This is a genomic window from Streptomyces sp. NPDC086519, from assembly GCF_040686075.1.
Lineage (GTDB): Bacteria > Actinomycetota > Actinomycetes > Streptomycetales > Streptomycetaceae > Streptomyces > Streptomyces shenzhenensis.
The window spans coordinates 81,251-108,081 of record NZ_JBFBJL010000018.1 but is presented as its reverse complement, the minus strand read 5'-3'; the positions used below and the strand labels follow the sequence as shown (position 1 = coordinate 108,081).

At 73.1% G+C, this 26,831-nt stretch carries 21 protein-coding genes and 1 pseudogene; 16 read left to right on the top strand and 6 right to left on the bottom strand.

Going from position 1 to position 26,831, the window contains the following annotated elements:
- Nucleotides 1-39: 39 nt before the first annotated feature.
- From AB0P24_RS19110 to cobI, 7 genes and pseudogenes are all read left to right on the top strand, one after another.
- Nucleotides 40-990, top strand: coding sequence for a cobalamin biosynthesis protein (locus AB0P24_RS19110; protein WP_365795400.1), 951 nt, complete (start codon nt 40-42; stop codon nt 988-990).
- Complete coding sequence (locus AB0P24_RS19105; RefSeq protein WP_365795398.1) at nt 987-2,534, top strand: cobyric acid synthase; 1,548 nt, start codon at nt 987-989, stop codon at nt 2,532-2,534. Before AB0P24_RS19110 ends, AB0P24_RS19105 begins: the two co-directional genes overlap by 4 nt.
- Nucleotides 2,531-6,235 carry a cobaltochelatase subunit CobN gene (cobN, locus tag AB0P24_RS19100; RefSeq protein ID WP_365795396.1) on the top strand — a complete coding sequence of 1,235 codons (3,705 nt, stop codon included), beginning with the start codon at nt 2,531-2,533 and terminating at the stop codon, nt 6,233-6,235. The genes AB0P24_RS19105 and cobN overlap by 4 nt, the downstream gene beginning before the upstream one ends.
- The gene (locus AB0P24_RS19095) at nt 6,232-8,247 is read left to right on the top strand and encodes a putative cobaltochelatase (RefSeq protein ID WP_365795394.1); all 2,016 of its coding nucleotides are present in this window, start codon (nt 6,232-6,234) and stop codon (nt 8,245-8,247) included. The genes cobN and AB0P24_RS19095 overlap by 4 nt, the downstream gene beginning before the upstream one ends.
- Nucleotides 8,247-8,846 (top strand): cob(I)yrinic acid a,c-diamide adenosyltransferase, encoded by a 600-nt coding sequence (gene cobO / locus AB0P24_RS19090; RefSeq protein ID WP_365795392.1) that lies wholly within the window; start codon nt 8,247-8,249, stop codon nt 8,844-8,846. Before AB0P24_RS19095 ends, cobO begins: the two co-directional genes overlap by 1 nt.
- Nucleotides 8,846-10,588 (top strand): annotated as a pseudogene (locus AB0P24_RS19085) (cobyrinate a,c-diamide synthase); the annotation flags it as partial. The gene cobO and the pseudogene AB0P24_RS19085, both read left to right, overlap by 1 nt.
- Complete coding sequence (gene cobI / locus AB0P24_RS19080; RefSeq protein ID WP_365795390.1) at nt 10,573-11,319, top strand: precorrin-2 C(20)-methyltransferase; 747 nt, start codon at nt 10,573-10,575, stop codon at nt 11,317-11,319. The pseudogene AB0P24_RS19085 and the gene cobI, both read left to right, overlap by 16 nt.
- An 11-nt stretch (nt 11,320-11,330) precedes the next feature.
- Here cobI and AB0P24_RS19075 read toward each other — a convergent pair whose 3' ends face one another.
- Nucleotides 11,331-12,059 (bottom strand): ZIP family metal transporter, encoded by a 729-nt coding sequence (locus AB0P24_RS19075; RefSeq protein WP_365795388.1) that lies wholly within the window; start codon nt 12,057-12,059, stop codon nt 11,331-11,333.
- A gap of 84 nt (nt 12,060-12,143) precedes the next feature.
- Here AB0P24_RS19075 and cobM point away from each other — a divergent pair, with 84 nt between their 5' ends.
- From cobM to cobC, 6 genes are read left to right on the top strand one after another with little or no spacing between them, the layout of a single operon-like run.
- A complete protein-coding gene (cobM, locus tag AB0P24_RS19070) occupies nt 12,144-12,992 on the top strand; it encodes a precorrin-4 C(11)-methyltransferase (protein WP_365795386.1) in 849 nt (282 codons plus the stop codon).
- Entirely contained in the window at nt 12,989-14,302 is a 1,314-nt protein-coding gene (gene cbiE / locus AB0P24_RS19065; protein WP_365795384.1) for a precorrin-6y C5,15-methyltransferase (decarboxylating) subunit CbiE, read from the top strand. Before cobM ends, cbiE begins: the two co-directional genes overlap by 4 nt.
- Nucleotides 14,299-16,002 (top strand): precorrin-3B C(17)-methyltransferase, encoded by a 1,704-nt coding sequence (gene cobJ / locus AB0P24_RS19060; protein ID WP_365795382.1) that lies wholly within the window; start codon nt 14,299-14,301, stop codon nt 16,000-16,002. Before cbiE ends, cobJ begins: the two co-directional genes overlap by 4 nt.
- On the top strand, nt 15,999-16,583 hold the full coding sequence (locus AB0P24_RS19055) for a precorrin-8X methylmutase (protein WP_365795380.1): 585 nt from the start codon (nt 15,999-16,001) through the stop codon (nt 16,581-16,583). Before cobJ ends, AB0P24_RS19055 begins: the two co-directional genes overlap by 4 nt.
- Complete coding sequence (locus tag AB0P24_RS19050) at nt 16,580-17,506, top strand: sirohydrochlorin chelatase (RefSeq protein WP_365795378.1); 927 nt, start codon at nt 16,580-16,582, stop codon at nt 17,504-17,506. The genes AB0P24_RS19055 and AB0P24_RS19050 overlap by 4 nt, the downstream gene beginning before the upstream one ends.
- Nucleotides 17,496-18,617, top strand: a complete 1,122-nt coding sequence (gene cobC, locus AB0P24_RS19045; protein ID WP_365795376.1) for an Rv2231c family pyridoxal phosphate-dependent protein CobC — start codon at nt 17,496-17,498, stop codon at nt 18,615-18,617. The genes AB0P24_RS19050 and cobC overlap by 11 nt, the downstream gene beginning before the upstream one ends.
- Before the next feature lie 110 nt (nt 18,618-18,727).
- Here cobC and AB0P24_RS19040 read toward each other — a convergent pair whose 3' ends face one another.
- The 5 genes from AB0P24_RS19040 to AB0P24_RS19020 form a co-directional block, all read right to left on the bottom strand.
- Nucleotides 18,728-19,654 (bottom strand): SCO1860 family LAETG-anchored protein, encoded by a 927-nt coding sequence (locus AB0P24_RS19040; RefSeq protein WP_365795374.1) that lies wholly within the window; start codon nt 19,652-19,654, stop codon nt 18,728-18,730.
- 142 nt (nt 19,655-19,796) lie between these two features.
- Nucleotides 19,797-20,888: an amidohydrolase family protein gene (locus AB0P24_RS19035; RefSeq protein ID WP_365795372.1), complete on the bottom strand. Its 1,092-nt coding sequence runs from the start codon at nt 20,886-20,888 to the stop codon at nt 19,797-19,799.
- Between the two features lie 43 nt (nt 20,889-20,931).
- Nucleotides 20,932-21,726 (bottom strand): amino acid ABC transporter ATP-binding protein, encoded by a 795-nt coding sequence (locus tag AB0P24_RS19030; RefSeq protein WP_365795370.1) that lies wholly within the window; start codon nt 21,724-21,726, stop codon nt 20,932-20,934.
- Nucleotides 21,723-22,559 carry an amino acid ABC transporter permease gene (locus tag AB0P24_RS19025; RefSeq protein ID WP_365795368.1) on the bottom strand — a complete coding sequence of 279 codons (837 nt, stop codon included), beginning with the start codon at nt 22,557-22,559 and terminating at the stop codon, nt 21,723-21,725. The genes AB0P24_RS19030 and AB0P24_RS19025 overlap by 4 nt, the downstream gene beginning before the upstream one ends.
- Complete coding sequence (locus tag AB0P24_RS19020; RefSeq protein ID WP_365795366.1) at nt 22,556-23,410, bottom strand: transporter substrate-binding domain-containing protein; 855 nt, start codon at nt 23,408-23,410, stop codon at nt 22,556-22,558. The genes AB0P24_RS19025 and AB0P24_RS19020 overlap by 4 nt, the downstream gene beginning before the upstream one ends.
- A 218-nt stretch (nt 23,411-23,628) precedes the next feature.
- On the opposite strand from AB0P24_RS19020, the gene AB0P24_RS19015 reads away from it, so the two are divergent.
- The 3 genes from AB0P24_RS19015 (at nt 23,629) to ectB (ending at nt 26,814) form a co-directional block, all read left to right on the top strand.
- Nucleotides 23,629-24,729 carry an aminotransferase class V-fold PLP-dependent enzyme gene (locus tag AB0P24_RS19015; protein ID WP_365795364.1) on the top strand — a complete coding sequence of 367 codons (1,101 nt, stop codon included), beginning with the start codon at nt 23,629-23,631 and terminating at the stop codon, nt 24,727-24,729.
- Between the two features lie 286 nt (nt 24,730-25,015).
- Nucleotides 25,016-25,531, top strand: coding sequence for a diaminobutyrate acetyltransferase (gene ectA, locus AB0P24_RS19010; RefSeq protein ID WP_365795362.1), 516 nt, complete (start codon nt 25,016-25,018; stop codon nt 25,529-25,531).
- 11 nt (nt 25,532-25,542) lie between these two features.
- On the top strand, nt 25,543-26,814 hold the full coding sequence (gene ectB / locus AB0P24_RS19005; protein ID WP_365795360.1) for a diaminobutyrate--2-oxoglutarate transaminase: 1,272 nt from the start codon (nt 25,543-25,545) through the stop codon (nt 26,812-26,814).
- Nucleotides 26,815-26,831: the final 17 nt, after the last annotated feature.

Here is a 26,831-nt window from a genome sequence, read left to right as displayed (position 1 = left end):
GTACCCGCCCCCTCCCCCACCCCGCGGCCGGCTGAGCCGATGGGTGCCGATCGCGTCTTCGCGTACGGCGCCGCCGCCGGCCTTCTCGGTGATCTGCTGCTCGGCGATCCGCGCCGGGGGCATCCGGTCGCCGTGTTCGGCCGGGCGGCCGGGGCCGTGGAGCGGGTGCTGTGGCGGGACCACCGCGGGTGGGGCGCGCTGCACACCGCCGTGTGCGCCGGCGGCGCCGTGGCGCTGGGCGCCGTGGCCCAGCGGATCGTACGACCGTCCACCGTCGCGTCCGTGGCCCTCACCGGCGCGGCCACCTGGGCCGTGGTCGGCGGCACTTCGCTCGCTCGTGAGGCCCGCGCCGTCGGGCGGGCCCTGGAGGCGGGAGACGTCGAGGCGGCCCGTGCGCGGCTGCCGCATCTGTGCGGACGGGATCCGCAGGCCCTGGACGCCGACGGGATCGCACGGGCGGTCGTGGAGTCCGTCGCCGAGAACACGAGCGACGCGGTCGTCGGGGCGCTGGTGTGGGGGGCCGTGGGGGGCGTGCCGGGGCTGCTCGGGTTCCGGGCCGTGAACACCCTGGACGCCATGGTGGGGCACAAGTCGCCCCGCTACCGCCGGTACGGATGGGCTTCCGCGCGGCTGGACGACGTGGCCGGGTGGCCGGGGGCGCGGCTCACCGCCGTGCTGGCCGCGGTGTCCGGAAGCGACCCCGAGGGAGCGGTACGGGCCTGGCGGGCCGACGCGGCGAAGCATCCGAGTCCCAACGCGGGGCCCGTGGAGGCGTCGTTCGCGGGGGCGTTGGGCGTGCGGCTCGGGGGGACGTTGTCGTACGGGGGGCGAGTCGAGCATCGGCCGGTGCTGAACGAGGAGGGGCGGGCTGTGGAAGTCGCTGACATCGATCGGGCGGTGCGCCTGTCGCGGCGGGTGGGGTGGCTGGCGTTGGGGGTGAGTGCGGCGGCGGCCCTGCTGCGCGGATCGCGCCCGGGAAGGGCGTCATGAACAACGGCGGTCTTCTCGTGGCCGGTACCACCTCCGATGCCGGGAAGAGTGTGGTCACCGCCGGTATCTGCCGGTGGCTGGTACGGCAGGGTGTGAAAGTCGCGCCGTTCAAGGCGCAGAACATGTCCCTCAATTCGTTCGTGACGCGTGAAGGGGCCGAGATCGGGCGGGCGCAGGCCATGCAGGCGCAGGCCTGCCGGGTGGAGCCGACCGCGCTCATGAACCCGGTGCTGCTCAAGCCCGGCGGCGAGCAGAGCAGTCAGGTCGTGCTGCTCGGCAAACCGGTCGGCGAGCTGAGTGCGCGTGGCTATCACGGCGGGCGGCAGCAGAGGCTGCTCGGGACCGTGCTCGACTGTCTCGCCGAGTTGCGGGGCACGTATGACGCGGTGATCTGTGAGGGAGCGGGCAGTCCGGCGGAGATCAACCTGCGCCGGACCGACATCGTGAACATGGGGATCGCCCGGAATGCCGGGCTGCCCGTGCTCGTGGTCGGGGACATCGACCGCGGGGGCGTGTTCGCGTCGTTCTTCGGCACCGTCGCCCTGCTCTCACCGGAGGACCAGGAACTCGTCGCCGGGTTCCTCGTCAACAAGTTCCGGGGGGATGTCTCCCTGCTGGAGCCGGGTCTCGGCATGCTGCACGGGCTCACCGGGCGGCACACCTACGGCGTCCTGCCCTTCCGGCACGGGCTCGGGATCGACGAGGAGGACGGGATGGGGGTCCCTCCGCGCGAGCCAAGCCGGGCACGGGGAAGTGGCTCCGTGCGCGGGACCGCCCCGGAGTCGGACACGGCCCCGCCCGTCGGGGAGGACGTGCTGCGGGTCGCCGTCTGTGCGATCCCGCTGATGTCCAACTTCACGGACGTGGACGCGCTGGCCGCCGAACCGGGCGTCGTGGTGCGGTTCGTGGACAGGCCGGAGGAGCTGGCCGACGCCGATCTCGTGGTGGTTCCGGGGACCCGGGGGACGGTCCGGGCCCTGGAGTGGCTGCACGAGCGGGGGCTCGCGCAGGCGCTGCGGCGCCGGGCCGCCGAGCAGCGGCCCGTGCTCGGTGTCTGCGGTGGCTTCCAGATCCTCGGTGAGTACATCGAGGACGACGTCGAGAGCCGCCGGGGTCGGGTCGACGGGCTCGGGGTGCTGCCGGTGCGCGTCCGGTTCGCCCGGGAGAAGACGCTGACCCGGCCCGTCGGGGAGGCCCTCGGCGAGCGGGTCGAGGGGTACAAGATCCATCACGGGGTGGCCGAGGTGACCGGGGGCGAGGCCTTCCTCGACGGGTGCCGGGTCGGGCAGACCTGGGGCACGCACTGGCACGGCTCCCTGGAGTCGGACGGCTTCCGCCGGGCCTTCCTGCGCGAGGTGGCGGCCGCCGCGGGCCGCCGGTTCGTGCCGGCCCCCGACACCTCGTTCGCCGCGCTGCGCGAGGAACGGCTCGACCGGCTCGGCGACCTGATCGAACAGCACGCGGACACGGACGCGCTCTGGCGGCTCATCGAGTCGGGCGCGCCGCAAGGACTGCCTTTCATCCCACCGGGAGCGCCCGCATGAGCACTGTGTTGTTGTTGTCGACCGCGGACACCGATCTGCTGGCGGCCCGGGCCGCCTCCGGTGCCGACTACCGGATCGGCAATCCGACGCGCCTCGACGCCGCGGCGGAGCTGCCCGCGCTGATCGACGGCGCGGACATCGCCGTCGTACGGCTGCTCGGCGGCAAGCGTGCCTGGGAGGACGGGCTCGCCGCGCTGAAGGCCGCCGGGATCCCGACCGTGCTGCTCGGCGGCGAGGCCGTGCCGGACGCGGAGTTGATGGCGGAGTCGTCGGTGCCGGCGGGGGTGGTCGCCGAGGCGCTCAGGTACCTCGTCGAGGGCGGCCCCGCCAACCTCACCGAGCTGGCCCGGTTCCTCTCCGACACCGTGCTGCTGACCGGCGAGGGGTTCGCCGGGCCGCGGAAGATGCCGGAGTACGGCGTCCACGGCTCGTACGAACGGGTCGACGGCCGCCCGACCGTGGGCGTGCTCTTCTACCGGGCCCATGAGCTCAGCGGCAACACCGCCTTCGTGGACACGCTGTGCCGGGCGATCGAGGCGCGCGGCGCCAACGCCCTTCCCGTGTACTGCGGTTCGCTGCGCGGCGCGGACGCGGGACTGTACGAGATCCTCGCCGGGGCCGACTCCCTGGTCGCCACCGTCCTCGCCGCCGGCGGCACGCATGCCGCGCAGGCCTCGGCGGGCGGCGACGAGGAGGCGTGGGACATCGGGGCGCTCGCGGACCTCGATGTGCCCGTGCTGCAAGGGCTCTGCCTGACCTCGTCACGGGAGGCCTGGGACGCTTCGGACGCCGCGCTCTCCCCGATGGACGCGGCGATGCAGGTCGCGATCCCGGAGTTCGACGGCCGGCTCGTCACCGTGCCGTTCTCCTTCAAGGAGCGGGTCGATGACGACGGAGCCGACGTCCCGGTGTACGTCGCCGACCCCGAGCGGGCCGCAAGGGTGGCCGGGATCGCCGTACGGCACGCGCGGTTGAGGCACAAGGCGAACGCCGAGAAGAAGCTGGCGCTCGTGTTCACCGCGTACCCGACGAAGCACTCGCGTGTCGGCAACGCGGTGGGCCTCGACACCCCCGCGTCGGCGGTGCGGGTACTGGACGCGCTCAAGGCCGCCGGGTACGGCCTCACCGAATACCCGGCGGGCGGCGATGAGTTGATCCACCGGCTCATCGAGGCCGGCGGTCACGACGTCGAGTGGCTGACCGAGGAGCAGCTGGCCGCCGCGCCCGCGCGCGTGCCGCTCGCCGACTACCGGGCGTGGTTCGACAGGCTCGATCCCCGGCTGCGCGACGGGATGCTGGAGGCGTGGGGCGAGCCGCCGGGCTCGCTGTACGTCGACGGGGACGACATCGTGCTGGCGTCCCTCCGGTTCGGCAACGTCGTCGTGATGATCCAGCCGCCGCGCGGCTTCGGGGAGAACCCGATCGCGATCTACCACGATCCCGACATGCCGCCGTCGCACCACTACATGGCGGCCTACCGGTGGCTGGAGGCTCCGGCATCGGAGGGGGGCTTCGGCGCCGACGCCATCGTCCACATGGGCAAGCACGGCACGATGGAGTGGCTGCCGGGCAAGGGGCTCGGGCTCAGCGGCGGCTGCGCGCCGGACGCCGTGCTCGGTGAACTGCCCCTGATCTACCCGTTCATCGTCAACGACCCCGGCGAGGGCACCCAGGCCAAGCGGCGCGGCCACGCCACGGTCGTCGACCACCTGGTGCCGCCGATGGCCCGCGCCGACACCTACGGCGACCTGGCCAGGCTGGAGCAGCTGCTCGACGAGTACGCGCTGGTGTCGGATCTGGACCCGACGAAGGCACCGGCGGTCCGCGCCCAGATCTGGACGCTGGTCAAGGCGGCCGAGCTGCACCACGACCTGCATGTGGACGAGCAGCCGGAGGACGGCGACTTCGACGAGTTCGTCATGCACATCGACGGCTATCTGTGCGAGATCAAGGACGTGCAGATCCGGGACGGCCTGCACATTCTCGGCGGCGGCCCGGTCGGTGAGCCGCGCGTCAATCTCGTGCTCGCCGTGCTGCGCGCCTCGCAGGTGTGGGGCGGGCAGGCGAACGCGCTGCCGGGACTGCGGGCTTCGCTGGCCGCGCACTTCGGGCTGGTCGAGAAGGAGCTGCTGGCGGAGCCCGGCGCTCCCGTGAAGGTGCCCGTCGAACTGACGGACCTGGTCGAGGGACCGTCGCGCACCGCCGCCGACGCCGTCGACCTGCTGGAGCAGCTGTGCCGACGGCTCGCGGAGGGAATGGAGACGCGGGACTGGGACGCCGGCGCCGTCCCCGCCCTCGTCCGTGACGTCGTCGGCACCGAACTCCCGGACGCGGTCGCGGTGCTGGAGTTCGCCTGCACCGAGGTCGTGCCGCGGCTCGCGCGGACCACGGACGAGATCGGGCACATCCTCAAGGCGCTGGACGGCGGTTACGTCCCGGCCGGCCCGTCCGGCTCGCCCACCCGTGGCCTGGTCAACGTGCTGCCCACCGGCCGGAACTTCTACTCGGTCGACCCCAAGGCCATTCCCTCCCGGCTGAGTTGGGAGGTCGGCCAGTCGCTCGCCGACTCGCTGGTGCAGCGGTATCTGAGCGACACCGGCGCCTACCCGAAGTCCGTCGGCCTGACGGTGTGGGGCACCTCCGCGATGCGCACCCAGGGCGACGACATCGCCGAGATCCTGGCACTGCTGGGCTGCCGTCCGGTCTGGGACGACGCGTCGCGCCGCGTCACCGGCTTCGAGGTGATCCCCCTGGCCGGGCTGGGCCGGCCGCGCATCGACGTCACCGTCCGGATCTCCGGCTTCTTCCGGGACGCGTTCCCGCACGTGGTCGGACTGATCGACGACGCGGTACGCACGGTCGCCGAGCTGGACGAGCCGGCCGACTCCAACTACGTGCGGGCCCACGCCGACGAGGACACCGCCGCACACGGCGACCGGCGCCGCGCGACCGCCCGTGTCTTCGGCTCCAAGCCGGGCGCGTACGGTGCCGGCCTGCTGCCGCTGATCGACGCCCGCAACTGGCGCTCCGACGCCGACCTCGCCGAGGTGTACGCGGTGTGGGGCGGTTACGCCTACGGGCGCGGGCTCGACGGGCGGGCGGCGCGCGGGGACATGGAGACCGCGTTCAGGCGGATCGCCGTCGCCGCGAAGAACGTGGACACCCGCGAGCACGACCTGGTGGACGCCGACGACTACTTCCAGTACCACGGCGGCATGGTCGCCATGGTGCGCCATCTGACCGGCGCCAACCCGGAGGCGTACGTGGGCGATTCGGCCACCCCGGACCAGGTGCGGACCCGGACCCTGGGCGAGGAGACGCACCGCGTCTTCCGGGCCCGGGTGGTCAACCCCCGCTGGATGAGCGCCATGAGGAGGCACGGATACAAGGGGGCCTTCGAGATGGCGGCGACCGTGGACTACCTGTTCGGGTACGACGCCACGGCCGGGGTCGTGGACGACTGGATGTACGAGAAGCTCAGCGCGGAGTACGTCTTCGACGCGGAGAACCGGGACTTCATGAAGAAGTCGAACCCGTGGGCGCTGCGCGGCATCACCGAACGGCTCCTGGAGGCCGCCGACCGGGGCCTGTGGGCCGAGCCGGACGCGGACACCCTGGAACGGCTGCGCGCCACCTACCTGGAGCTCGAAGGCGATCTGGAAGGCAACTCGGAAGGCAACTCGGAGGGCGACGACCAGTGACCACCCCGTTCCCGTTCACGGCCGTCGTCGGCCAGGACGACCTGCGGCTCGCGCTGCTGCTGAACGCCGTCTCGCCGGCGGTCGGCGGAGTGCTGGTGCGCGGCGAGAAGGGCACGGCGAAGAGCACCGCCGTACGCGCCCTCTCGGCGCTGCTGCCGGCCGTGGACGTCGTAGCCGGCTGCCGTTTCTCCTGCGACCCGGCCGCCCCGGACCCGGGCTGCCCGGACGGCCCGCACCCGCCGGGCGCCTACGAGTCCCGGCCCGCGCGCATGGTCGAACTGCCGGTCGGCGCCTCCGAGGACCGGCTGGTGGGCGCGCTCGACATCGAACGCGCCCTGGCGGAGGGCGTGAAGGCCTTCGAGCCGGGTCTGCTGGCCGACGCGCACCGGGGCATCCTCTACGTCGACGAGGTCAACCTCCTCCACGACCACCTGGTCGACCTGCTGCTGGACGCGGCCGCGATGGGCGCGTCCTACGTGGAGCGCGAGGGGGTGTCGGTCCGGCACGCGGCGCGTTTCCTGCTCGTCGGGACGATGAACCCGGAAGAGGGCGAGCTGCGGCCGCAGTTGCTCGACCGGTTCGGCCTCACGGTCGAGGTGGCCGCCTCCCGCGAGCCCGACCAGCGGGTCGAGGTCGTGCGGCGGCGCCTCGCGTACGACGACGATCCGGCGGGTTTCGCGACGCGTTGGGCCGGCGAGGAGGCCGCCGTACGGCAGCGGATCGTGGCGGCGCGGGAGTTGCTGCCGTCGGTGCGGCTGGGCGACGGGGCGCTGCGGCAGATCGCGGCGACCTGCGCGGCCTTCGAGGTCGACGGCATGCGCGCCGACATCGTGATGGCCCGGACGGCGACCGCGCTGGCCGCGTGGGCCGGGCGGACCGAGGTGCTCGCCGAGGACGTACGGCAGGCCGCGTTGCTGGCGCTGCCGCACCGCAGGCGCCGCAATCCCTTCGACGCGCCCGGCCTCGACGAGGACAAGCTGGACCGGACGCTGGAGGAGTTCTCCGGAGACTCCGGAGAGTCCGGAGAGTCCGAGGACGGCGAACCGGATCCGGACGGTCCCGGCGGGGGCGGCGGGCAGCCGCGGCCCGACGAGGGGCCGCAGGGCGACGGTGGCACGGGCGGTGCCGCCCGGCCCGAGGCCGGCGAGGGCGACGGCGTGCCACGGCAGGCCGGTGGCGGGGAGCAGGCTCCGGTACGGGCCGCCGAGCCCTTTCGCACCAAGGTGCTGAGTGTGCCGGGGATCGGCGAGGGGGCCGCCGGGCGGCGGTCCCGGGCGCGCACCGAACACGGGCGGACCACCGGTGCGCGACGGCCGCGCGGCGCCCTGACCAAGCTGCACCTGGCGGCGACCGTGCGGGCCGCCGCCCCGCATCAGCGGGCGCGCGGGCGCTCCGGGCCGGGGCTGGTGCTCCGCCGGGACGATCTGCGGCAGGCGACCCGGGAGGGCCGCGAGGGCAACCTCGTGCTGTTCGTGGTCGACGCGTCCGGGTCGATGGCGGCCCGGCAGCGGATGAGCGCCGTGAAGGGTGCCGTGCTGTCGCTGCTGCTCGACGCGTATCAGCGGCGGGACAAGGTGGGGCTGGTGACGTTCCGGGGGGCGGCGGGTGAGGTGGCGCTGCCGCCGACGTCGTCGGTGGACGCGGCGGCGGCCCGGCTGGAGTCGCTGCCGACGGGCGGGCGTACGCCGCTCGCCGCCGGGCTGCTCAAGGCGCATGACGTGCTGCGGGTGGAGCGGTTGCGGGATCCGGCGCGGCGGGCGCTGGTCGTCGTGGTGACGGACGGGCGGGCCACCGGCGGCCCGGAGCCGGTCGCCCTCGCCGGGCGGGCGGCCCGGCTGTTCGCCGCCAACGGGGTCGCCTCGGTGGTCGTGGACTGCGAGTCGGGGCCCGTGCGGCTGGGGCTCGCCGGGCAGTTGGCGGGTGAGCTGGGCGGTGCGGCGGTGACGCTCGACGAACTGCGGGCGGACTCGATCGCCGGGCTGGTCAAGGACGTGCAGAGGAGGGCCGCGTAATGCCGCAGGGACAGCCGAGTGTGGTGCCTGACGACGGTCTGACGACCCGGCAGCGCCGTAGCCGGCCGTTGGTGGTCGTGCACACGGGCGTCGGGAAGGGCAAGTCCACCGCCGCCTTCGGGCTCGCGCTGCGGGCCTGGAACCAGGGGTGGCCGATCGGGGTGTTCCAGTTCGTCAAGTCGGCGAAGTGGAAGGTCGGCGAGGAGCGGGCGTTGCGTGTCCTCGGGGACTCCGGGGAGGGCGGGACCGTCGCCTGGCACAAGATGGGCGAGGGCTGGTCCTGGGTGCAGCGCGACGCGCAGCTGGACAACGAGGAGAAGGCCCGGGAGGGCTGGGCGCAGGTCAAGCGGGACCTCGCCGCCGAGACGTACCGGCTGTACGTGCTGGACGAGTTCGCGTACCCGATGCACTGGGGATGGGTCGACACGGACGAGGTGATCTCCGTGTTGCGGGACCGTCCGGGGACCCAGCACGTGGTCGTCACCGGACGGAACGCGCCCCAGGAACTCGTCGACTTCGCCGATCTCGTCACCGACATGTCCAAGGTCAAGCATCCGATGGACGCGGGGCAGAAGGGGCAGAGGGGCATCGAGTGGTGACGTCCTCGTCCGTGCCCCGGCTGGTCATCGCCGCGCCCGCCTCGGGCAGCGGCAAGACCACCGTCGCGACGGGGCTGATGGCCGCTTTCGCCGCGCGGGGGCTCGCCGTGTCCCCGCACAAGGTCGGGCCGGACTACATCGACCCCGGGTACCACGCGCTCGCGACCGGGCGGGTGGGACGGAACCTCGACGCGTATCTGTGCGGGCCGGAGCTGATCGGTCCGCTGTTCGCGCACGGTGCGCGAGGGTGTGATCTGGCTGTCGTCGAGGGTGTGATGGGGCTGTACGACGGGGCCGCGGGGGAAGGGGAGCTGGCGTCCACGGCTCAGGTGGCGAAGCTGCTGCGGGCGCCGGTGGTGCTGGTCGTGGACGCGTCGTCGCAGTCGAGGTCGGTGGCGGCGCTGGTGCACGGATTCGCGTCGTGGGATCCGCGGGTGCGGGTCGGGGGCGTGATTCTGAACAAGGTGGGGTCGGACCGGCACGAGGCGTTGCTGCGGGAGGCGCTGGAGGCCTCGGGGGTGCCGGTGTTCGGGGTGTTGCGGCGGGTGGCGCAGGTGGGTACGCCGTCGCGGCATCTGGGGCTGGTGCCGGTGGCTGAGCGGCGGGGGGAGGCGGTTGCGGCGGTCGCTGCGATGGCTGCGCAGGTCGCCGACGGGTGTGATCTGGAGGGGCTGATGAGGTTGGCGCGGGGGGCCGGGGGGTTGCCGGGTGCGGCGTGGGACGCGGCTGAGGCGTTGGTTTCCTCGCCCCCGCCGCCCCTGCCCGACCCGTCCCCAGGGGCTGCCGCCCCTTCGACCCCGCCTTCGGGGGCTGCCGCCCCCGGACCCCCGCATCGGCCTGAACGGCCTCGTCCTCAAACGCCGGACGGGCTGGTGGGGGTGCGGGCCGACCTTCGTCCTCAGACACCGGACGGGACGGTGGGGGTACGCGACGACCTTCGTCCCCAAACGCCCGACAGGGCAGTGGGAGTACGCGACAGCCTTCGTCCCCAGACACCGGACGAGGCGGTGGGGGTACGCGACGACCTTCGTCCCCAAACGCCCGACAGGGCAGTGGGAGTACGCGACAGCCTTCGTCCCCAAACGCCCGACGAGGCAGCGGGAGTACGCGGCGGCCTTCGTTCTCAGACGTCGGATGTGCGGGTCCGGGTCGCCGTTGCCGGTGGGGCCGCCTTCAGTTTCTCCTATGCCGAGCATGTCGAGCTGCTTGCCGCTGCCGGAGCCGAGGTCGTGGTGTTTGATCCGCTTCGGGACGAGCGGCTGCCCGAGGAGACGCGCGGGCTGGTGGTCGGGGGTGGGTTTCCTGAGGTGTACGCCGGGGAGTTGTCGGCCAACGAGTTGCTGCGGAAGGACATCGCCGCGCTGGCGGAGCGTGGCGGGCCGGTGGCTGCCGAGTGTGCGGGGCTGCTGTATCTGTGCCGGGAGCTGGACGGGGTGCCCATGTGCGGGGTGCTGGACGCGCGGGCGCGGATGTCGGAGCGGCTCACGCTGGGGTATCGGGATGCCGTCGCCGTGAGTGACAGCGTGCTGGCCGTCGCCGGTACGCGTATGCGGGGGCACGAGTTTCACCGGACGGTGGTGGAGCCGGGGGCGGGGGCGGCTCCCGCCTGGGGGGTGCGCACGCCCCGGCCGCGTGTCGAGGGTTTTGTACAGCGGGGTGTGCACGCCAGTTATCTGCACACGCACTGGGCGTCCGAGCCCGGTGTGGCCCGAAGGTTCGTGGAGAGGTGCCGGACGTCATGAGCAGCAGCAGGCTGATCGGAGTCGGGGTGGGGCCCGGTGACCCGGAGCTGGTGACCGTGAAGGGGGTCAACGCTCTGCGCGCCGCCGATGTCGTCGTGGTGCCGGTCATGGACAGCGGTGAGCGGGGGCGGGCCGAGGCCACCGTGCTGCACTACGTCGGCCAGGAGAAGGTCGTACGGGTCGTCTTCGCGCTGAACGAGCGCAGTGACCGGGGGCGGCGGGAGGCTGCCTGGGACGCGGCGGGGGACGCGGTGGCCGAGTTGCTGCGGGGGCATGGGGTGGTTGCCTTTGCCACGATCGGCGATCCGAATGTCTATTCGACGTTCACCTATCTCGCGCAGACCCTCGTCGAGCTGGTGCCCGGCCTGGTCGTCGAGACCGTGCCCGGGATCACCGCCATGCAGGACCTCGCCGCCCGTTCCGGGGCCGTGCTCACCGAGGGGACCGAGCCGCTGACGCTGGTGCCGGTGACGGCGGGGGCCGAGGTGCTCAAGGAGGCGCTGAGCGGTCCGGGGACGGTCGTGGCGTACAAGTTCGGGCGGCAGGCCGGTGCGGTCGTGGAGGCGCTGCGGGAGGCCGGACGGGTCGACGACGCCGTGTGGGGGTCCGCGCTGGGGCTGGCGGAGGAGTCCATCCGGCCCGCCGCCGAGCTGGACGGCTCCGCGCTGCCGTACCTGTCCACGCTCATCGCGCCGCCGCGCCGGGACGGCGGCAGAGGCGGGAAGCTGTGAACCGGCGGGCGTCAGCCGGAAAGGCCCACCACCAGCCAGATGAACGCCGCGCCGGCCACCGTGCACAGCAGCGTCGAGCGGGCCGGGTGTTCGTGGTGGGCCTCGGGGAGGATCTCCGCGGCGGCCAGGTAGAGCAGGACGCCGCCGAAGAGGCCGAGATAGCCGCCGAGCAGGGCCTCGGGGATGGTGAAGAAGATCGTGGAGAGGGCACCGAGGACCGGTGCGCAGGCGTCGGCGACCAGCATGGATATCGCCCGGCGCCGCGCGTTGCCGTACAGGCTCGTGATCGTGAACGTGTTGAAGCCGTCCGCGAAGTCGTGGGCGACGACGGCGAGCGCGACCGCCGCGCCCATGCCGCCGCCCACCTGGAAGGCCGCGCCGATCGCCACGCCGTCCATGGCGCTGTGGCCGACCATCGCGCCGGCCGCCGTCAGGCCCACCTCCGGCGCCCGATGACCGTTCTCCTCGCCGCCGTGCGCGGCCTGGCGCAGGGCCAGGGTGCGTTCCACCAGATGGGCCAGCAGGAAGCCGGCCACGAACAGCAGCAGGGCGGCCGGTACGCCGAAGACCTGGCGGCCGGCCGCGCGCAGCGCCTCCGGCAGCAGGTCGAGGCCGACCACCCCGAGCATCAGACCGCCGGCCAGGCCCAGGACCAGGTGACGACGGTCGGTCACACGCTGTGCCGTCCAGCCGCCGGCCAGCGTCATCAGGAACGCGCCGAGCGCGACGAAGACCGCCATGTGCCCTTGCTATCCGATCAACCCGCCCCAGCGCACATCCTGCGGCGCCCGTAACACCCTTTGTCCAGAGAGGACCGATTTTTCATGGCCGATGCCGCTGCCTCAGCCACTGCCTCCGGCGACGCGACCACCGGCAAGGTGACCTTCGTCGGTGCCGGCCCCGGCGCCGCCGATCTGCTGACGTTCCGGGCCGCGCGCGCGATCGCCGAGGCCGACGTGGTGATCTGGGCCGCGAGCCTGGTCCAGGCGGAGGTCCTTCAGCACGCGCGCGAGGACGCGGAGATCCTCGACTCCGCGACGATGTCGCTGGAGGATGTCGTCGCCGTGTACGAGCGGGCCCGTGCCGAGGGGTTGCGGGTCGCCCGGATCCACTCCGGGGATCCGGCCCTGTGGGGCGGTACGCAGGAGCAGGTCGACCGGTGTGCCGACATCGGTGTCGAGGTCGAGATCGTGCCCGGTGTCTCCTCCTTCTCGGCCGTGGCCGCGCTGGCCCGGCGCGAGCTGACCATCCCCGAGGTGGCGCAGTCCGTCGTGCTCACCCGGCTCGGCGGCGGCAAGACGCCGATGCCACCGGGCGAAGAGGTGCGGGAGTTCGCCCGGCACGGGACCACCATGGCGATCTTCCTCTCCGCCGCGCGCAGCGGACAGCTGGTGCGCGAGCTGCTGGAGGGCGGCTACCCGACCTCCACCCCGGTCGTCGTCGCCCATCAGGCGACCTGGCCCGAGGAGCTGGTCGTGAAGTGCACGATCGGGACGCTGGAGGAGACGGTCAAGGAGCACAGGCTCTGGAAGCACACCCTCTTCCTGGTCGGCCCGGCCCTGGACGCCCACGGCACCCGCTCGCACCTCTACCACCCCGGCCACTTCCACGGCTTCCGCAGGGCCGACCCCGAGGCGCGGCGGGCGCTGCGCGAGCGGGGGGCGAGTACGTGATCACGGTCGTCGGTACGGGGACGGGCGCGCCGCTTCCGCCCGGTGTGCTGACCGGCGCCCGGCTGGTCGTCGGGGGACGGCGCCATCTGGAGGCCGTGCGGCTGCCCGAGGGGGCCGAGCGGATCGTCCTCGGGCCGCTGGCGCCCGCCCTGGACACCATCGAGGAGTACGTCGGCACGGACCGGCCCGTGACCGTGCTGGCCTCGGGGGATCCCGGGTTCTTCGGGATCGTGCGGGTGCTCGCCGAGCGGTTCGGGACAAAGACGCTGGACGTCCGCCCCGGGGTGTCCTCGGTCGCCGCCGCCTTCGCACGGATCGGGCTGCCCTGGGACGACGCGGTGGTGGTGAGCGCGCACGGGCGGGAGCCGCGTACCGCGGTCAACGTGTGCCGGGCGCGTCCGAAGGTGGCGGTGCTGACCGGACCCGGAGCGGGTCCGGCGGAACTGGGGGCGGCACTGCGGCACGCCTTCGGCACGCCTCAGGCCACGTCCGCACCCGCGGCCGGCGCGCGTGTCCTCGTCGTCGCCTCGGCGCTCGGCTCCGCGCGGGAGCGCGTCGAGTGGGTCACCCCCGCCGAAGCCGCCGCCCGGGACTGGGGGCCGGACGTCAGCGTGGTGCTGTGCCTCGACGAGACGCGGACCCGGGTACCGGGTGCCGCGCGGACGGTGGCCGGCGGCCGGGCGGAGCCCGCCGGGTGGGCCCTGGACGAGGACGAGTTCGCGCACCGCGACTCGATGATCACCAAGTTCGAGGTACGGGCGCTGGCCCTGGCCCGGCTCGGGCCCCGGCTGGGCGACCTGGTCTGGGACGTCGGGGCGGGCTCGGGGTCGGTGGCCGTGGAGTGCGCGCGGCTCGGCGCCGCCGCCGTGGCCGTGGAGAAGGCGGCGGACGGGGTCGCGCGGATCGCCGCCAACGCCCGGGCGCACGGCGTGTACGTGGACGTGGTGCACGGCTCTGCGCCGGAGGCCCTGGCCGCGCTCCCCGACCCCGACGCCGTGTTCGTCGGGGGCGGCGGCCGTGAACTGCCCGCCGTCGTCGACGCCTGCGCGCGGCGCGCCCGGCGGACGGTGGTGGTGGCGATGGCCGCCCTGGACCGGGTGCCGGCGGCGCGTGCGGCGCTCACCGGTGCCGGGTTCTCCTGCGACGGGGTGCTGTTGCAGTCCTCCCGTCTCGCGCCGCTGCCGGGTGAGGTGACCCGGCTGGCGGCGACCAATCCCGTGTTCCTGCTGTGGGGGTCCAGGATCCCCGTTTCCGAAGACGGTTGCGAAGACGGATCCACAGACGGATCCGAAGAAGGAGTTGCCCAGTGATCGGCCTCATTTCCGCCACCGCGGCGGGGGCGGCGGCGCGCGACCGGCTGGCCGCGGCGTGGCCGGACCGCACGCGGGTGTACGACGGTCCGGTCAAGGACGCCGTACGGTCCGCGTTCGCGGAGTGCGAGCAGCTGGTGTGTTTCCTGGCCACGGGTGCGGTGGTCCGGCTGATCGCCCCGCTGCTGGGCGCGAAGGCGACCGACCCGGGTGTGGTGTGCGTGGACGAGGGCGGCCGGTTCGCCGTGTCGCTGGTCGGGGGGCACGGCGGCGGTGCGAACGAACTCGCCCGCGCGGTGGGTGAGTCGCTGGCCGCGCAGCCGGTGGTGACCACCGCGACCGACGCGGTCGGGCTGCCCGGACTCGACACCCTCGGCTTCCCGGTCGAGGGCTCGGTGGCGGCCGTGTCGCGGGCCCTGCTGGACGGCGAACCGGTCGCGCTGCGTGCCGAGTCGGCGTGGCCGCTGCCCCCGCTGCCGCTGGCGCAGGACGGCGCCCACGTCGTCCGGGTGACCGACCGCGCGGTCGAACCCGCCGGGAACGAGGTGCTGTTGCGCCCGCCGTCCCTCGTGGTCGGCGTCGGTGCCTCCAGGGGCGCCCCCGCCGACGAGGTGCTCGGGCTCGTCGAGGACGCGTTGCGGGACGCGGGCCTGTCCCCTCGTAGCATTGCCGAACTCGCCACCGTCGACGCCAAGGCCGAGGAGCCCGGGATCGTCACGGCGGCCGCGCGGCTCGGGGTCCCGCTGGTGACGTACTCCGCCGGGGAACTGGCCGGGATCCAGGTGCCCAACCCCTCGGACGCTCCCCGCACCGCCGTCGGCACCCCCTCCGTCGCCGAGGCGGCGGCGCTCGCGCGGGGCGGTGAACTCCTCGTGCCCAAGCGGAAGTCGCGGCGGCCGGACGGCCGGCCCGCCATGGCGACCTGCGCCGTCGTACGACGTCCCGCGCGCGGCCGGCTCGCGGTGGTCGGGCTCGGTCCCGGTGCCCGGGATCTGCTCACCCCGCGTGCCAAGGCCGAACTCCGCCGCGCCGCCGTGCTCGTCGGCCTCGACCAGTACGTCGACCAGATCCGTGACCTGCTGCGGCCCGGCACCCGGATCCTGGAGTCGGGGCTCGGTGCCGAGGAGGAGCGGGCGCGCACCGCGGTCGCCGAGGCGCGCGCCGGGCATGCCGTCGCGCTCATCGGCAGCGGGGACGCCGGTGTGTACGCCATGGCCTCCCCCGCGCTCGCCGAGGCGTCGGACGACATCGACGTGATCGGCGTACCCGGTGTCACGGCCGCGCTCGCCGCCGGGGCGATCCTGGGCGCGCCGCTCGGCCACGACCATGTCTCGATCAGCCTGTCCGACCTGCACACGCCGTGGGAGGTCATCGAGCGCCGGGTGCGCGCGGCGGCCGAGGCGGACATCGTCGTGACGTTCTACAACCCGCGTTCCCGGGGCCGCGACTGGCAGCTGCCCAAGGCACTGGCGATCCTCGCCGGGCACCGGGAGCCGACGACGCCCGTCGGTGTCGTACGCAACGCCTCACGCCCCGACGAGTCGAGCCGGCTGACCACCCTGGGCGCGCTGGACCCGGCGTGGGTCGACATGATGACCGTCGTGACCGTGGGCAACACCGCGACCCGGAACATCGCCGGGCGGATGGTCACCCCGCGCGGCTACCGCTGGCAGGAGAGCGCTCAGAAGGAGGGCAAGTGAACCGTGTGGTCCACCCCATCGAGCAGGAGTCCTTCCGGCGGCTGCGCGCCCGCCTGGACACCTCGCACTTCCCGCCGCTGACCCGGGCGGTGGTGGAGCGGGTGATCCACTCCGCCGCCGACCTGGAGTACGCGACCGACCTGGTGGCCGACGAGGACGACCTGGTGAAGGCGCACGCGGCACTGCACGCCGGGGCGCCGGTCGTCGTGGACGTGGAGATGGTCGCCGCCGGGATCACCCGCCGGGAGACGGTGTGCCGGCTGCGCGACGCCACGTCCGGTCCGGGGCTGACCCGTTCGGCGCACGCGATCCGGCTCGCCCACGAGCAGGTCGGGCCCGGCGCCCTGTGGGTGATCGGCAACGCGCCGACCGCCCTGGAGGAGCTGCTGACGCTGGACGCCTCCCCCGTGCTCGTCATCGGGCTGCCCGTCGGTTTCGTCGGCGCGGCCGAGTCCAAGGCCGCGCTGCGGGCGAGCGGGCTGCCCGCCGTCAGCAACGTGTCCGAGAAGGGCGGCTCGGCGGTCGCCGCCGCCGCGCTCAACGCCCTGCTGTACCACCCCACTTCCGAGGAGACGCTGTGACCACCCCGCCCGCCCTGCTCATCGCCGGCCACGGCACCCGGGACGACGCCGGGGCCGGGGCGTTCCGCGACTTCGTACGGGAGCTGGGGCGCCGCCACCCCGAACTGCCCGTCGCGGGCGGCTTCATCGAGCTGTCCCCGCCGCCGCTCGGCGACGCCGTGGCCGAGCTGGTGGAGCGGGGGGTGCGGCGGTTCGCCGCGGTGCCGCTGATGCTGGTCTCCGCCGGGCACGCCAAGGGCGACATCCCGGCCGCGCTGGCACGGGAGAAGGAGCGGCACCCGGGGATCTCGTACACCTACGGCCGGCCGCTGGGCCCGCACCCCGCCCTGCTGTCGGTCCTCGAACGGCGCCTGGACGAGGCGCTGGGCGGCTCCTCGCGGGCCGGGCGGGACCGCGCCGACGTGACCGTGCTGCTGGTGGGCCGCGGTTCGACCGACCCCGACGCCAACGCCGAGGTGTACAAGGCGGCCCGGCTGCTGTGGGAGGGGCGCGGGTACGGCGGTGTGGAGACCGCGTTCGTGTCGCTGGCGGCGCCGGACGTGCCGAGCGGGCTCGACCGGTGTCTGAAACTGGGGGCGCGCCGGATCGTCGTCCTGCCGTACTTTCTCTTCACCGGGATCCTGCCGGACCGGGTGCGGCACCAGACCGAGGACTGGGCGGCGGCGCACCCGGAGGTCGAGGTACGTTCGGCGGACGTCATCGGGCCCGAGCCGGAACTGCTCGACCTGGTCATGGAGCGGTACCGGGAGGCGGTCGAAGGTGATCTGCGGATGAACTGCGACTCGTGCGTGTACCGGATCGCGCTGCCCGGCTTCGAGGACAAGGTCGGGCTGCCGCAGCAGCCGCACTTCCACCCGGACGACGACGCTCACCACGACGGACACGGACACCATCACCATGGCGGGCACGCGCATGCGCACTGAGGAAGGTTCCGACGGCCCCGGAGGCGGCAGAGGCTCCGCGGGGGCCGGAGGTTCCGGGGGCGGGCACGATCTGCGGCACCACGGCGACGCCGAGGTCCGCGACGGCGGTCCGGCGCTCGTCGACCTCGCGGTCAACGTGCGCACCGGCACCCCTCCCGGCTGGCTGCGGGAGCGGATAGCCGAGTCGCTGGGCGCCCTCGCGGCCTACCCGGACGGCCGGGCGGCCCGGGCGGCGGTCGCGGCGCGGCACGGTCTGCCGGTGGAACGGGTGCTGCTGACGGCGGGCGCGGCGGAGGCGTTCGTCCTGCTGGCGCGGGCGCTGAAGGTGCGCCGGCCGGTGGTGGTGCATCCGCAGTTCACCGAGCCGGAGGCGGCGCTGCGGGACGCCGGGCACACCGTGGACCGGGTGCTGCTGCGGGAGGCGGACGGGTTCCGGCTCGATCCGGCGGCCGTCGCGGAGGACGCCGACCTGGTGGTGATCGGCAATCCGACCAACCCGACGTCGGTGCTGCATCCGGCGGAGACGATCGCCCGGCTGGCCCGGCCCGGGCGGACGTTGGTGGTCGACGAGGCGTTCATGGACGCGGTGCCGGGTGAGCGGGAGGCGCTGGCCGGGCGGACGGATGTGCCGGGTCTGGTGGTGCTGCGCAGTCTCACGAAGACGTGGGGGCTGGCCGGGCTGCGGATCGGGTACGTGCTGGCCGCGCCGGAGATCGTCACCGAGCTGGCGCGGGCGCAGCCGTTGTGGCCGGTGTCCACGCCGGCGCTGGCGGCGGCCGAGGCGTGCGTGGCGCCCCGCGCGCTGGCGGAGGCGGCGCACGCGGCGCACCGTGTCGCCGCCGACCGGGCCCATCTGGTGGCGGGGCTTGAGGAGTTCGCGCCGGAGGGGGTGCGGGTGGCGGGGCCGGCGGAGGGGCCGTTCGTGCTCGTCCGGATGGCGCAGGCGGCGGCCGTGCGACGGCAGCTTCGGGTGTTGGGGTACGCCGTCCGGCGGGGGGACACGTTTCCCGGGCTGGACGAGGAGTGGGTGCGGATCGCGGTGCGGGACCGGGTGACGGTGAATCGGTTTCTGCTGGCGCTTGATCAGGCGTTGATGTTCGTACGCGCCTGAGCAGGGGGAACCGCGGGCCGCCACGCGACTGCGGGTGGTGTTCGGCTGGGCGCGCCCGCGCGGCGGTAGCCGCACATCGACTACCGCCCCGCACCCCTGAGAGCCGGGCGTCAGCGTCGGCGTCGGGCCATGGCGACCGCTCCTCCGCCCGCCGCCACGAGCGCCAGCGCTCCTCCCACCACATACGGCGTCATCGAACTCCCGCCCGTCTCCGCCAGCTTCGTCTCCTTCGCCGGCGCACCCTGCACCTTCACGTCGGACACCGGGTCGGCCGGGTCCGTCGGGTCAGCCGGATCGGCCGGGGCGGCGGCGGGGGCCTGCGGGGTTTCGCAGGTCGCCTTCGCCAGGGTCAGGGTTCCCTCCACCTCGGCCACGTTGAGCTTCAGCGGGTTGACGGAGATCTTGAGTTCGAGGGCGCCGGCCGCCGCCGACGTCGATGTCGTCTCGCGTTCGGACAGGTCGAGGCGGACCTCGCCGACGCCGGGGACCTTGACGTCGGTGGGGCCGCCCGCGCTCAGCGTGACGCGTCTGCCGAGCACGGTGACGGCGCCGAGGACGTCGGCGGAGGCCTCCGGCCGCTTGCCGGTCTCGCAGGTGGCCTTGGCCGTGACCGTGTCGGCTTCGATGAGGGACAGCAGGGGCAGGCCCGGCAGGTGCAGCCGGGCGTGGGCGAGGTGGACGGAGGCCTCGGCACGGCCGGCGGTGACCGTCGCCTTCGCCGCGGCGGCGTCCGCGCGGAGGACGTTGAACGGCTTGCCGCCGTCCACGCCGTCGAGGGTGGCGGTCAGCGCGGTCCGGTTGGCGCTCCGCGGTGCCTGGACCTGGTTCAGGGAGACCGCGAGCGGGACGTTCACGGCCTTGTCGAGGAGGGAGACGTCCAGGCCGGTGCGCAGGACGACCGCGGTGGCCCGGCCGTGGCCGGTGGTCGCGTGTGCGGTGCCCGCGCCGGCCACGGCCGCGGGACCGGCGGCGAGGGCCGTGGCCGTCGCGAGGGTCGCGAGACGGCGTGCGGGCAGACGGAATGTGTCGCTGTTCAAGGTGGTGGGACCCCCAGAGGAAACGTGCTCGGGACCCGCCAAGAATTACGCACTGTGGGTGAACAGGCGGCGATCCTGCGTTACTTCACCCAATAGTGGACTTTCCGTTCGCGTATTCGAGTCAGCGGGCACAGGCGTTCCTTTACTCGACGACCTGCCCGTTCAGCACCACCCGGCGGGGGGACGCGAGGACGCGTACGTCGGCGCGCGGGTCGCTCTCGTACACCACCAGGTCCGCCGGGGCGCCCTCCTCCAGACCGGGCCTGCCGAGCCAGGCGCGGGCCGCCCAGCTGGTCGCCGCGAGCGCGTCCAGGGGCGGGATCCCGGCGGTGACGAGTTCGGCGACCTCGTCCGCGACCAGGCCGTGGGCGAGCGAGCCGCCGGCGTCGGTTCCGACGTAGACCGGGATGCCGGCGTCGTAGGCGTTCCGGACGGTGTCGTAACGGCGCTCGTGGAGCCGGCGCATATGGGCCGACCAGCGCGGGAACCGGGTGTCGCCGCCCGCCGCGAGCTGCGGGAAGGTGGCGATGTTGACGAGGGTGGGGACGATCGCGACGCCACGGGAGGCGAAGAGGGGGATCAGCTGATCCGTCAGGCCGGTGGCGTGCTCGACGCAGTCGATGCCGGCCTCGACCAGGTCCTGGAGCGAGTTCTCGGCGAAGCAGTGGGCGGTGACCCGGGCGCCGAGCCGGTGTGCCTCGGCGATGGCCGCCTCGACGGCGTCGCGGGGCCAGCTGGGGGCCAGGTCGCCGAGGTCGCGGTCGATCCAGTCGCCGACCAGCTTGACCCAGCCGTCGCCGCGCCGGGCCTCCTGGGCGACGTACGCGACCAGGTCCGCCGGCTCGATCTCGTGGGCGAAGTTCCTTATGTAGCGGCGGGTGCGGGCGATGTGCCGGCCGGCCCGGATGATCTTCGGGAGGTCGTCGCGGTCGTCGACCCAGCGGGTGTCGGAGGGCGAGCCGGCGTCCCGGATGAGGAGGGTGCCGGCCTCGCGGTCGGTGCGGGCCTGCTTCTCGGCCGTCGCCGCGTCCACCGGGCCGTGCGGGCCGAGGCCGACATGGCAGTGGGCGTCGACGAGACCGGGGAGCGCCCAGCCCTCCACGGTCCGGACGTCACGGGCGCCGGCGGGACGGCCGTAGGAGACCCGGCCGTCCACCACCCACAGTTCGTCGCGGATGTCCTCGGGGCCCACGAGGACCCTGCCCTTCACGTGCAGCACCGCCTGATCGCTCATGGGCCTCAGCCTAGGACGACCGGCAGGTCCGCATCGACGCGGCTCAGCCGCCGGCCCCGCCCGCCCGGTCGGAGCTCTCCTCCTCCACCTGGGCCATGGCCGGGTCCAGGAGCCGGGAGAGGAAGTGGCGGGTGCGCTCGTGGGTGGGGGCGCCGATGACCTGGTCCGGGCTGCCGTCCTCGACCACGACTCCGCCGTCCATGAAGACGACCCGGTCGGCGACCTCGCGGGCGAAGCTCATCTCGTGGGTGACCACCATCATGGTCATGCCCTCCCGCGCCAGCATCCGCATGACCGCCAGGACGTCCCCGACCAGCTCCGGGTCGAGGGCCGACGTCGGCTCGTCGAAGAGCATCACCTCGGGGCCCATGGACAGCGAGCGGGCGATCGCCACCCGCTGCTGCTGGCCGCCGGAGAGGGAGGCGGGGTAGGCGTCCGCCTTTTCGGACAGACCCACGCGGGCGAGGTTCTCCGCGGCGACCCGTGCCGCCGTCGCCCTGTCCCTGCGCAGCACCCGGCGCTGCGGCAGGGTGAGGTTCTCGGCCACCGTGAGGTGCGGGAACAGGTTGAACTGCTGGAAGACCATGCCGATCCGGCGGCGCACGGCGTCGATGTCGACGTCCGGGTCCGTCAACTCGGTGCCGCCGACGAACACCTGCCCCTGGGTGGGCTCTTCAAGGAGGTTGACGCACCGGAGCAGCGTGGACTTGCCGGAACCGGACGGCCCGATCACGCACACGACCTCGCCCTGACCGATCTCCAGATCGATGCCGCGCAGCACCTCGTTGTCGCCGAAGGACTTGTGCAGGCCCTTCACCTCGATCTCGGGTCGGCTCATCTGACGGCCTCCTGGGCCTTCGCCTCCATGCGGCGGACGACGAAGCCGAGCGGGATCGTGACCAGCAGGTAGCACAGGCCGGCGACGAGGATCGGCGTGGAGTTGGCGGTCGTACTGGCCAGGTCGCGGCCGTACTTGGACAGTTCGCGCTCCTCCAGGGTGACGCCGAGGAAGAGGACGAGGGAGGAGTCCTTGAAGAGGAGCACCAGTTCGTTGGTGAGCGGCGGGAGGATGATGCGGAACGCCTGCGGGATGACGATCGAGACCATGGCGCGGGCGGGTGAGAAGCCCAGCGAACGGGCCGCTTCCGTCTGGCCCTTGGGGACCGCCTGGATGCCCGCGCGGATCGTCTCGGCCATGTAGGCGGCGGCGACCAGGCCGAGCGCGAGGGCCACCTTGCCGTAGGTGCCGCCGACGATCTCGGTGCCGGGGAAGGCGAGCGGGACGGCGACGCCGATGAAGATGAAGATCAGCAGGGCGGGCAGACCGCGGAAGATCTCGATGTAGACGCCGGCCAGCCAGCGGTAGGGGCCGACCGACGACAGCCGCATCAGCGCGATCACCATGCCGAGGGCCAGTCCGACCGCGAAGCCGGACAGGGTGTAGAGCACGGTGTTCTTCAGCGCCAGCGTGATGACGTCCGGGAACATCTGCCGGGCGATGTCCCACTGGGCGAACTGGTTCTGCAGCCGTCCCCAGTCGGCACCGGCCGCGAAGGCGATCACGGCGGCGACGAAGACGGCGTACTGGGCGCCGCGCGACAGCCGGCGCTTCTGGCGCCGGGTCAGGCCTTTCCTGCGCGGCTGGAGTTCCGTGTCGGTGTCCACGGTCATGAGGCGGCGGGGGACGCGGCCGAGGCGTCGTAGGGGCCGATCCACTTCTCGTACAGCTTCTTGTACGTGCCGTCGGCCTTGGCGTCGGCGATCGCCTTGTTGACGGCGGCGAGCAGCTTGGTGTTGCCCTTGCGCACCGTGAAGCCGTACTGCTCACCGGTGTTGATGTCGCCGGCGATCCGGAAGGCGTCGGCGTTGGCCTTGTCCTTGAGCCAGCCCTGGACCACCGGGTAGTCGATGACGACGGCCTTGACCTGGCCGGTGCGCAGGCCGCTCAGGACGGCGTCGGAGGACTCGAAGGAGACCGGGTCGAAGCCCTGGTTCCTGACGTAGTCCTCGCCGGTGGTCTGCGCCTGGGCGCCCAGCCGGACCTTCTTGGCCTTGGCGTCGGCGAGCGAGGTGATGCCGCTGTTCTTGCCGACCAGGAGGGCCTGGGTGGCGTCGAAGTACGGGTCGGAGAAGTCGACGTTCTTCTTGCGCTCCGCGGTGATGGTCATGCCGGCCGCGGCCAGGTCGCACTCGCCGGAGTTGAGGAAGGCACCGGTCTTGAAGTTCTCGAACGGCGTGTCGAGGATCTGCTGCTTCACGCCGAGGTTCTTGGCGACCAGGTCGATCATCGACACGTCGAAGCCCTGCACCTTGCCGTCGATCTCCGACTGGAACGGCGGATACGGCAGGTGGGTGCAGGTGGTGAGCTGGCCGGCCTTGACCAGTTCGACCCCGCCCGCCGCCGTCCTGGAGGCGCTGGAGCCGTTGCCGCTCGACGTGCAGCCGGCCACCAGGGCCAGCCCGGCCGCGGCGGTGACGGCGGCCAGGGCGCGAGCCCGGCGGCGCCCGAGGAGCGTGGTCACGAGACCTCCCGTGGGTCTGTGGGGGCTCCCCGCGAAACTGTGAGGGAGCTTTTGATTCCGGTTCTGTGGGTTCCGATTATAAGGAAATGTTTGGGTCTCTCAAATCAATCCGATGGCACTGAAGCCGTCCGACCTAAGAACTCGCCGGTCAGAGGGGGCGAGCGACGCCGGTTACGCTCGTCTTGATCCCCCCTTTCGCGAGCAAGGAGAGCCCCGTCGTGACCCATCCCTTCCTCGACCTGCCCCCACTGACCGCCGCCCGCTTCGCCGCGATCGAGGACCGGGTCGCCCGGCTCCTCGGCACCCGGCAGGACGTCGTGGTCACCCAGGGCGAGGCGCTGCTGCCGCTGGAGGGCGCGATCAGGGCGACGGCCGGGCCGGGGACGACCGCGCTGAACGTGATCACCGGTCCGTACGGGCAGACGTTCGGGAACTGGCTGCGGGACTGCGGCGCGACGGTGATCGACCTCGCGGTGCCGTTCCACACGGCGGTGACGGCCGGGCAGGTCCGGGAGGCGTTCGCCGCGCACCCGGAGATCGACTTCGTCTCGCTGGTGCACGCGGAGGCGGCGACCGGCAACACCAACCCGGTCGCGGAGATCGGCGAGGCGGTACGGGAGCAGGGCGCCCTCTTCTACCTGGACGCGGTCGCCTCGGTCGGGGCCGAGCCGGTGCTGCCGGACGCGTGGGGCGTGGACCTGTGCGTGATCGGGGCCCAGAAGGCGATGGGCGGTCCGGCGGGTGTCTCGGCGGTCTCGGTGAGCGAACGGGCGTGGGCCCGGATGGCGGCGAACCCGAACGCCCCGCGCCGCTCCTACCTCTCCCTGCTGGACTGGAAGGAGCGCTGGATCGACGGCGGCCGCAAGGTGCTGCCGCACGCGCCGGCACAGCTGGAGATGCTGGCGCTGGAGGCCTGTGTGGAGCGGATCGAGGCGGAGGGGCTGGAGACCGTGACGGCCCGGCACCGCACGGCGGCGCTGGCCGCCCGGGCCGGTGCGGTGGCCCTGGGCGGCGGCCTGGAGCCGTACGTGTACGCGGAGTCGGACGCGGCGCCGGTCGCCACGACGCTGCGGGTGCCGTCGGGCGTGGTGGCGTCGGAACTGGTCGCCGAGGCCCTGGCGGGTGACGGCACCCTTCCGCTGGCCGCGGGCGGGGGCACCCTGGCCCGGGAGATGATCCGGGTCAACCACTACGGGGCGGACGCGACGGCCGACGCCGTCCGGTCGAGCCTGGCGGCGCTCGGCGCGGGGCTGGCGAAGCGAGGACTGACGGTGGACCCGGAGGGAGCCCGGCGGACGGTGGAGTCCCTCTGGCGGTAGCGGGCCGCCGTCCTTCGGGAGCGTATACAGGGCGTTACCGGCGCCTGAATTCAAGGCAATTCTGAATTCCTTTTCGATGGATGGCTTACCCGAGTGCTTCTGCCCGCTTTTTGCGGAGCCAAACCAAGGGAATTTCATCCAGGTTTCAACCCTGTGACACACTCCACACGGTCGGCCAATTGCCCCTTTTGCGGCGGGGTATATCCCCACATACCGGCCGCACAGATCAAGCCGTCGACGGCACCTGCCGTGCGTTTTCGTATTTGCCTCGCTAAATTCAATCCGCATGACTGCCCCACAAGCAGACCTGATCGTCGACCGCCCGCTGGTGACCGACGGGGCCGCTCTCTGGCGTATCGCCAAGGATTCCGGATCCCTCGATCTGAACTCCTCGTACAGCTATCTGCTGTGGTGCCGGGATTTCGCCGGCACCACGGCGGTGGCGCGTGGCGCGGACGGCGAGCCCGTCGGGTTCGTGACCGGATACACCCGGCCGGACCGGCCGGACACGCTGCTCGTCTGGCAGGTGGCGGTGGACGCCGCGCAGCGCGGGCGCGGCATCGCGGCGCGGCTGCTGGACGGGCTCACGGCACAGGTGGCGGCCGACCGGCCGCTGACCGCCGTCGAGACCACCATCGCCCCCGGCAACACCGCCTCCGAGCGCCTGTTCACCTCCTACGCCGCCCGGCACGGCGCCGCCGTCGAGCGCTCGGTGCTGTTCGAGGCCGGTGAGTTCCCCGACGGTCCGCACGACCCCGAAGTCCTGTACCGCATCGGCCCCTTGACCCCCACATCGCACTGAGGAGCCCCGCCGTGACCATCACCCAGCCTGATCTCAGCATCTTCGAGACCCTGGAGTCCGAGGTCCGCAGCTATTGCCGCGGCTGGCCCACCGTCTTCGACCGGGCCCGGGGCAGCCGCATGTACGACGAGGACGGACACGGGTACCTCGATTTCTTCGCCGGCGCCGGGTCACTCAACTACGGCCACAACAACCCCGTGCTGAAACGGGCGTTGCTCGACTACCTGGAGCGCGACGGGGTCACCCACGGCCTCGACATGTCGACCACGGCCAAGCGGTCGTTCCTGCAGACCTTCCAGGAACTGGTGCTGCGGCCGCGCGCGTTGCCGTACAAGGTCATGTTCCCGGGGCCGACGGGGACGAACGCCGTCGAGTCGGCGCTCAAGCTCGCCCGGAAGGTGAAGGGGCGCGAGGCGATCGTGTCGTTCACCAACGCCTTCCACGGGATGTCCCTCGGGTCCCTCGCGGTCACCGGCAACGCCTTCAAGCGGGCCGGGGCCGGGATCCCGCTGGTGCACGGGACGCCGATGCCGTTCGACAACTACTTCGACGGGACCGTGCCGGACTTCCTCTGGTTCGAGCGGCTCCTCGAGGACCAGGGGTCCGGGCTCAACAAGCCGGCCGCGGTGATCGTGGAGACCGTGCAGGGCGAAGGCGGCATCAACGTGGCCCGGCCCGAGTGGCTGCGTGCCCTCAAGGCGCTCTGCGAGCGGCAGGACATGCTGCTGATCGTCGACGACATCCAGATGGGCTGCGGGCGCACCGGTGCCTTCTTCTCCTTCGAGGAGTCGGGCATCGTCCCCGACATCGTCACGGTCTCGAAGTCCATCAGCGGGTACGGGCTGCCCATGTCCCTGTGCCTGTTCCGGCCCGAGCTGGACGTGTGGGAGCCCGGTGAGCACAACGGCACGTTCCGCGGCAACAACCCCGCCTTCGTCACCGCGACCGCGGCCCTGGAGAGCTACTGGGCCGACGGCCCGGCGATGGAGAAGCAGACCCTGGCCAAGGGCGAGCAGGTCGAGCAGGGGCTCATCGCGATCGTCGAGGAGAACCTCGCCGACGTGCGGGAGTACCGGGGGCGGGGTCTGGTGTGGGGCCTGGAGTTCCACGAGAAGGAGCGGGCCGGGCGGATCGCCGGGCGGGCCTTCGAACTCGGGCTGCTCATCGAGACGTCGGGGCCGGAGAGCGAGGTCGTCAAGCTGCTGCCCGCCCTGACCGTCACCCCGGGCGAGCTGGACGAGGGGCTGAGCGTCCTCGCCCGGGCCGTCCGCGAAACCGTCTGACATCCCTGACATCCCTG

Bases quoted from the DNA above. Each gene is read 5' to 3' on its own strand.
- AB0P24_RS19110 (WP_365795400.1), top strand. From the start codon at position 40: ATGGGTGCCGATCGCGTCTTCGCGTACGGCGCCGCCGCCGGCCTTCTC.
- AB0P24_RS19105 (WP_365795398.1), top strand. From the start codon at position 987: ATGAACAACGGCGGTCTTCTCGTGGCCGGTACCACCTCCGATGCCGGG.
- cobN (WP_365795396.1), top strand. From the start codon at position 2,531: ATGAGCACTGTGTTGTTGTTGTCGACCGCGGACACCGATCTGCTGGCG.
- cobO (WP_365795392.1), top strand. From the start codon at position 8,247: ATGCCGCAGGGACAGCCGAGTGTGGTGCCTGACGACGGTCTGACGACC.
- AB0P24_RS19075 (WP_365795388.1), bottom strand. From the start codon at position 12,059: ATGGCGGTCTTCGTCGCGCTCGGCGCGTTCCTGATGACGCTGGCCGGC.
- cobM (WP_365795386.1), top strand. From the start codon at position 12,144: ATGGCCGATGCCGCTGCCTCAGCCACTGCCTCCGGCGACGCGACCACC.
- cobC (WP_365795376.1), top strand. From the start codon at position 17,496: ATGCGCACTGAGGAAGGTTCCGACGGCCCCGGAGGCGGCAGAGGCTCC.
- AB0P24_RS19035 (WP_365795372.1), bottom strand. From the start codon at position 20,888: ATGAGCGATCAGGCGGTGCTGCACGTGAAGGGCAGGGTCCTCGTGGGC.
- AB0P24_RS19030 (WP_365795370.1), bottom strand. From the start codon at position 21,726: ATGAGCCGACCCGAGATCGAGGTGAAGGGCCTGCACAAGTCCTTCGGC.
- AB0P24_RS19025 (WP_365795368.1), bottom strand. From the start codon at position 22,559: ATGACCGTGGACACCGACACGGAACTCCAGCCGCGCAGGAAAGGCCTG.
- ectA (WP_365795362.1), top strand. From the start codon at position 25,016: ATGACTGCCCCACAAGCAGACCTGATCGTCGACCGCCCGCTGGTGACC.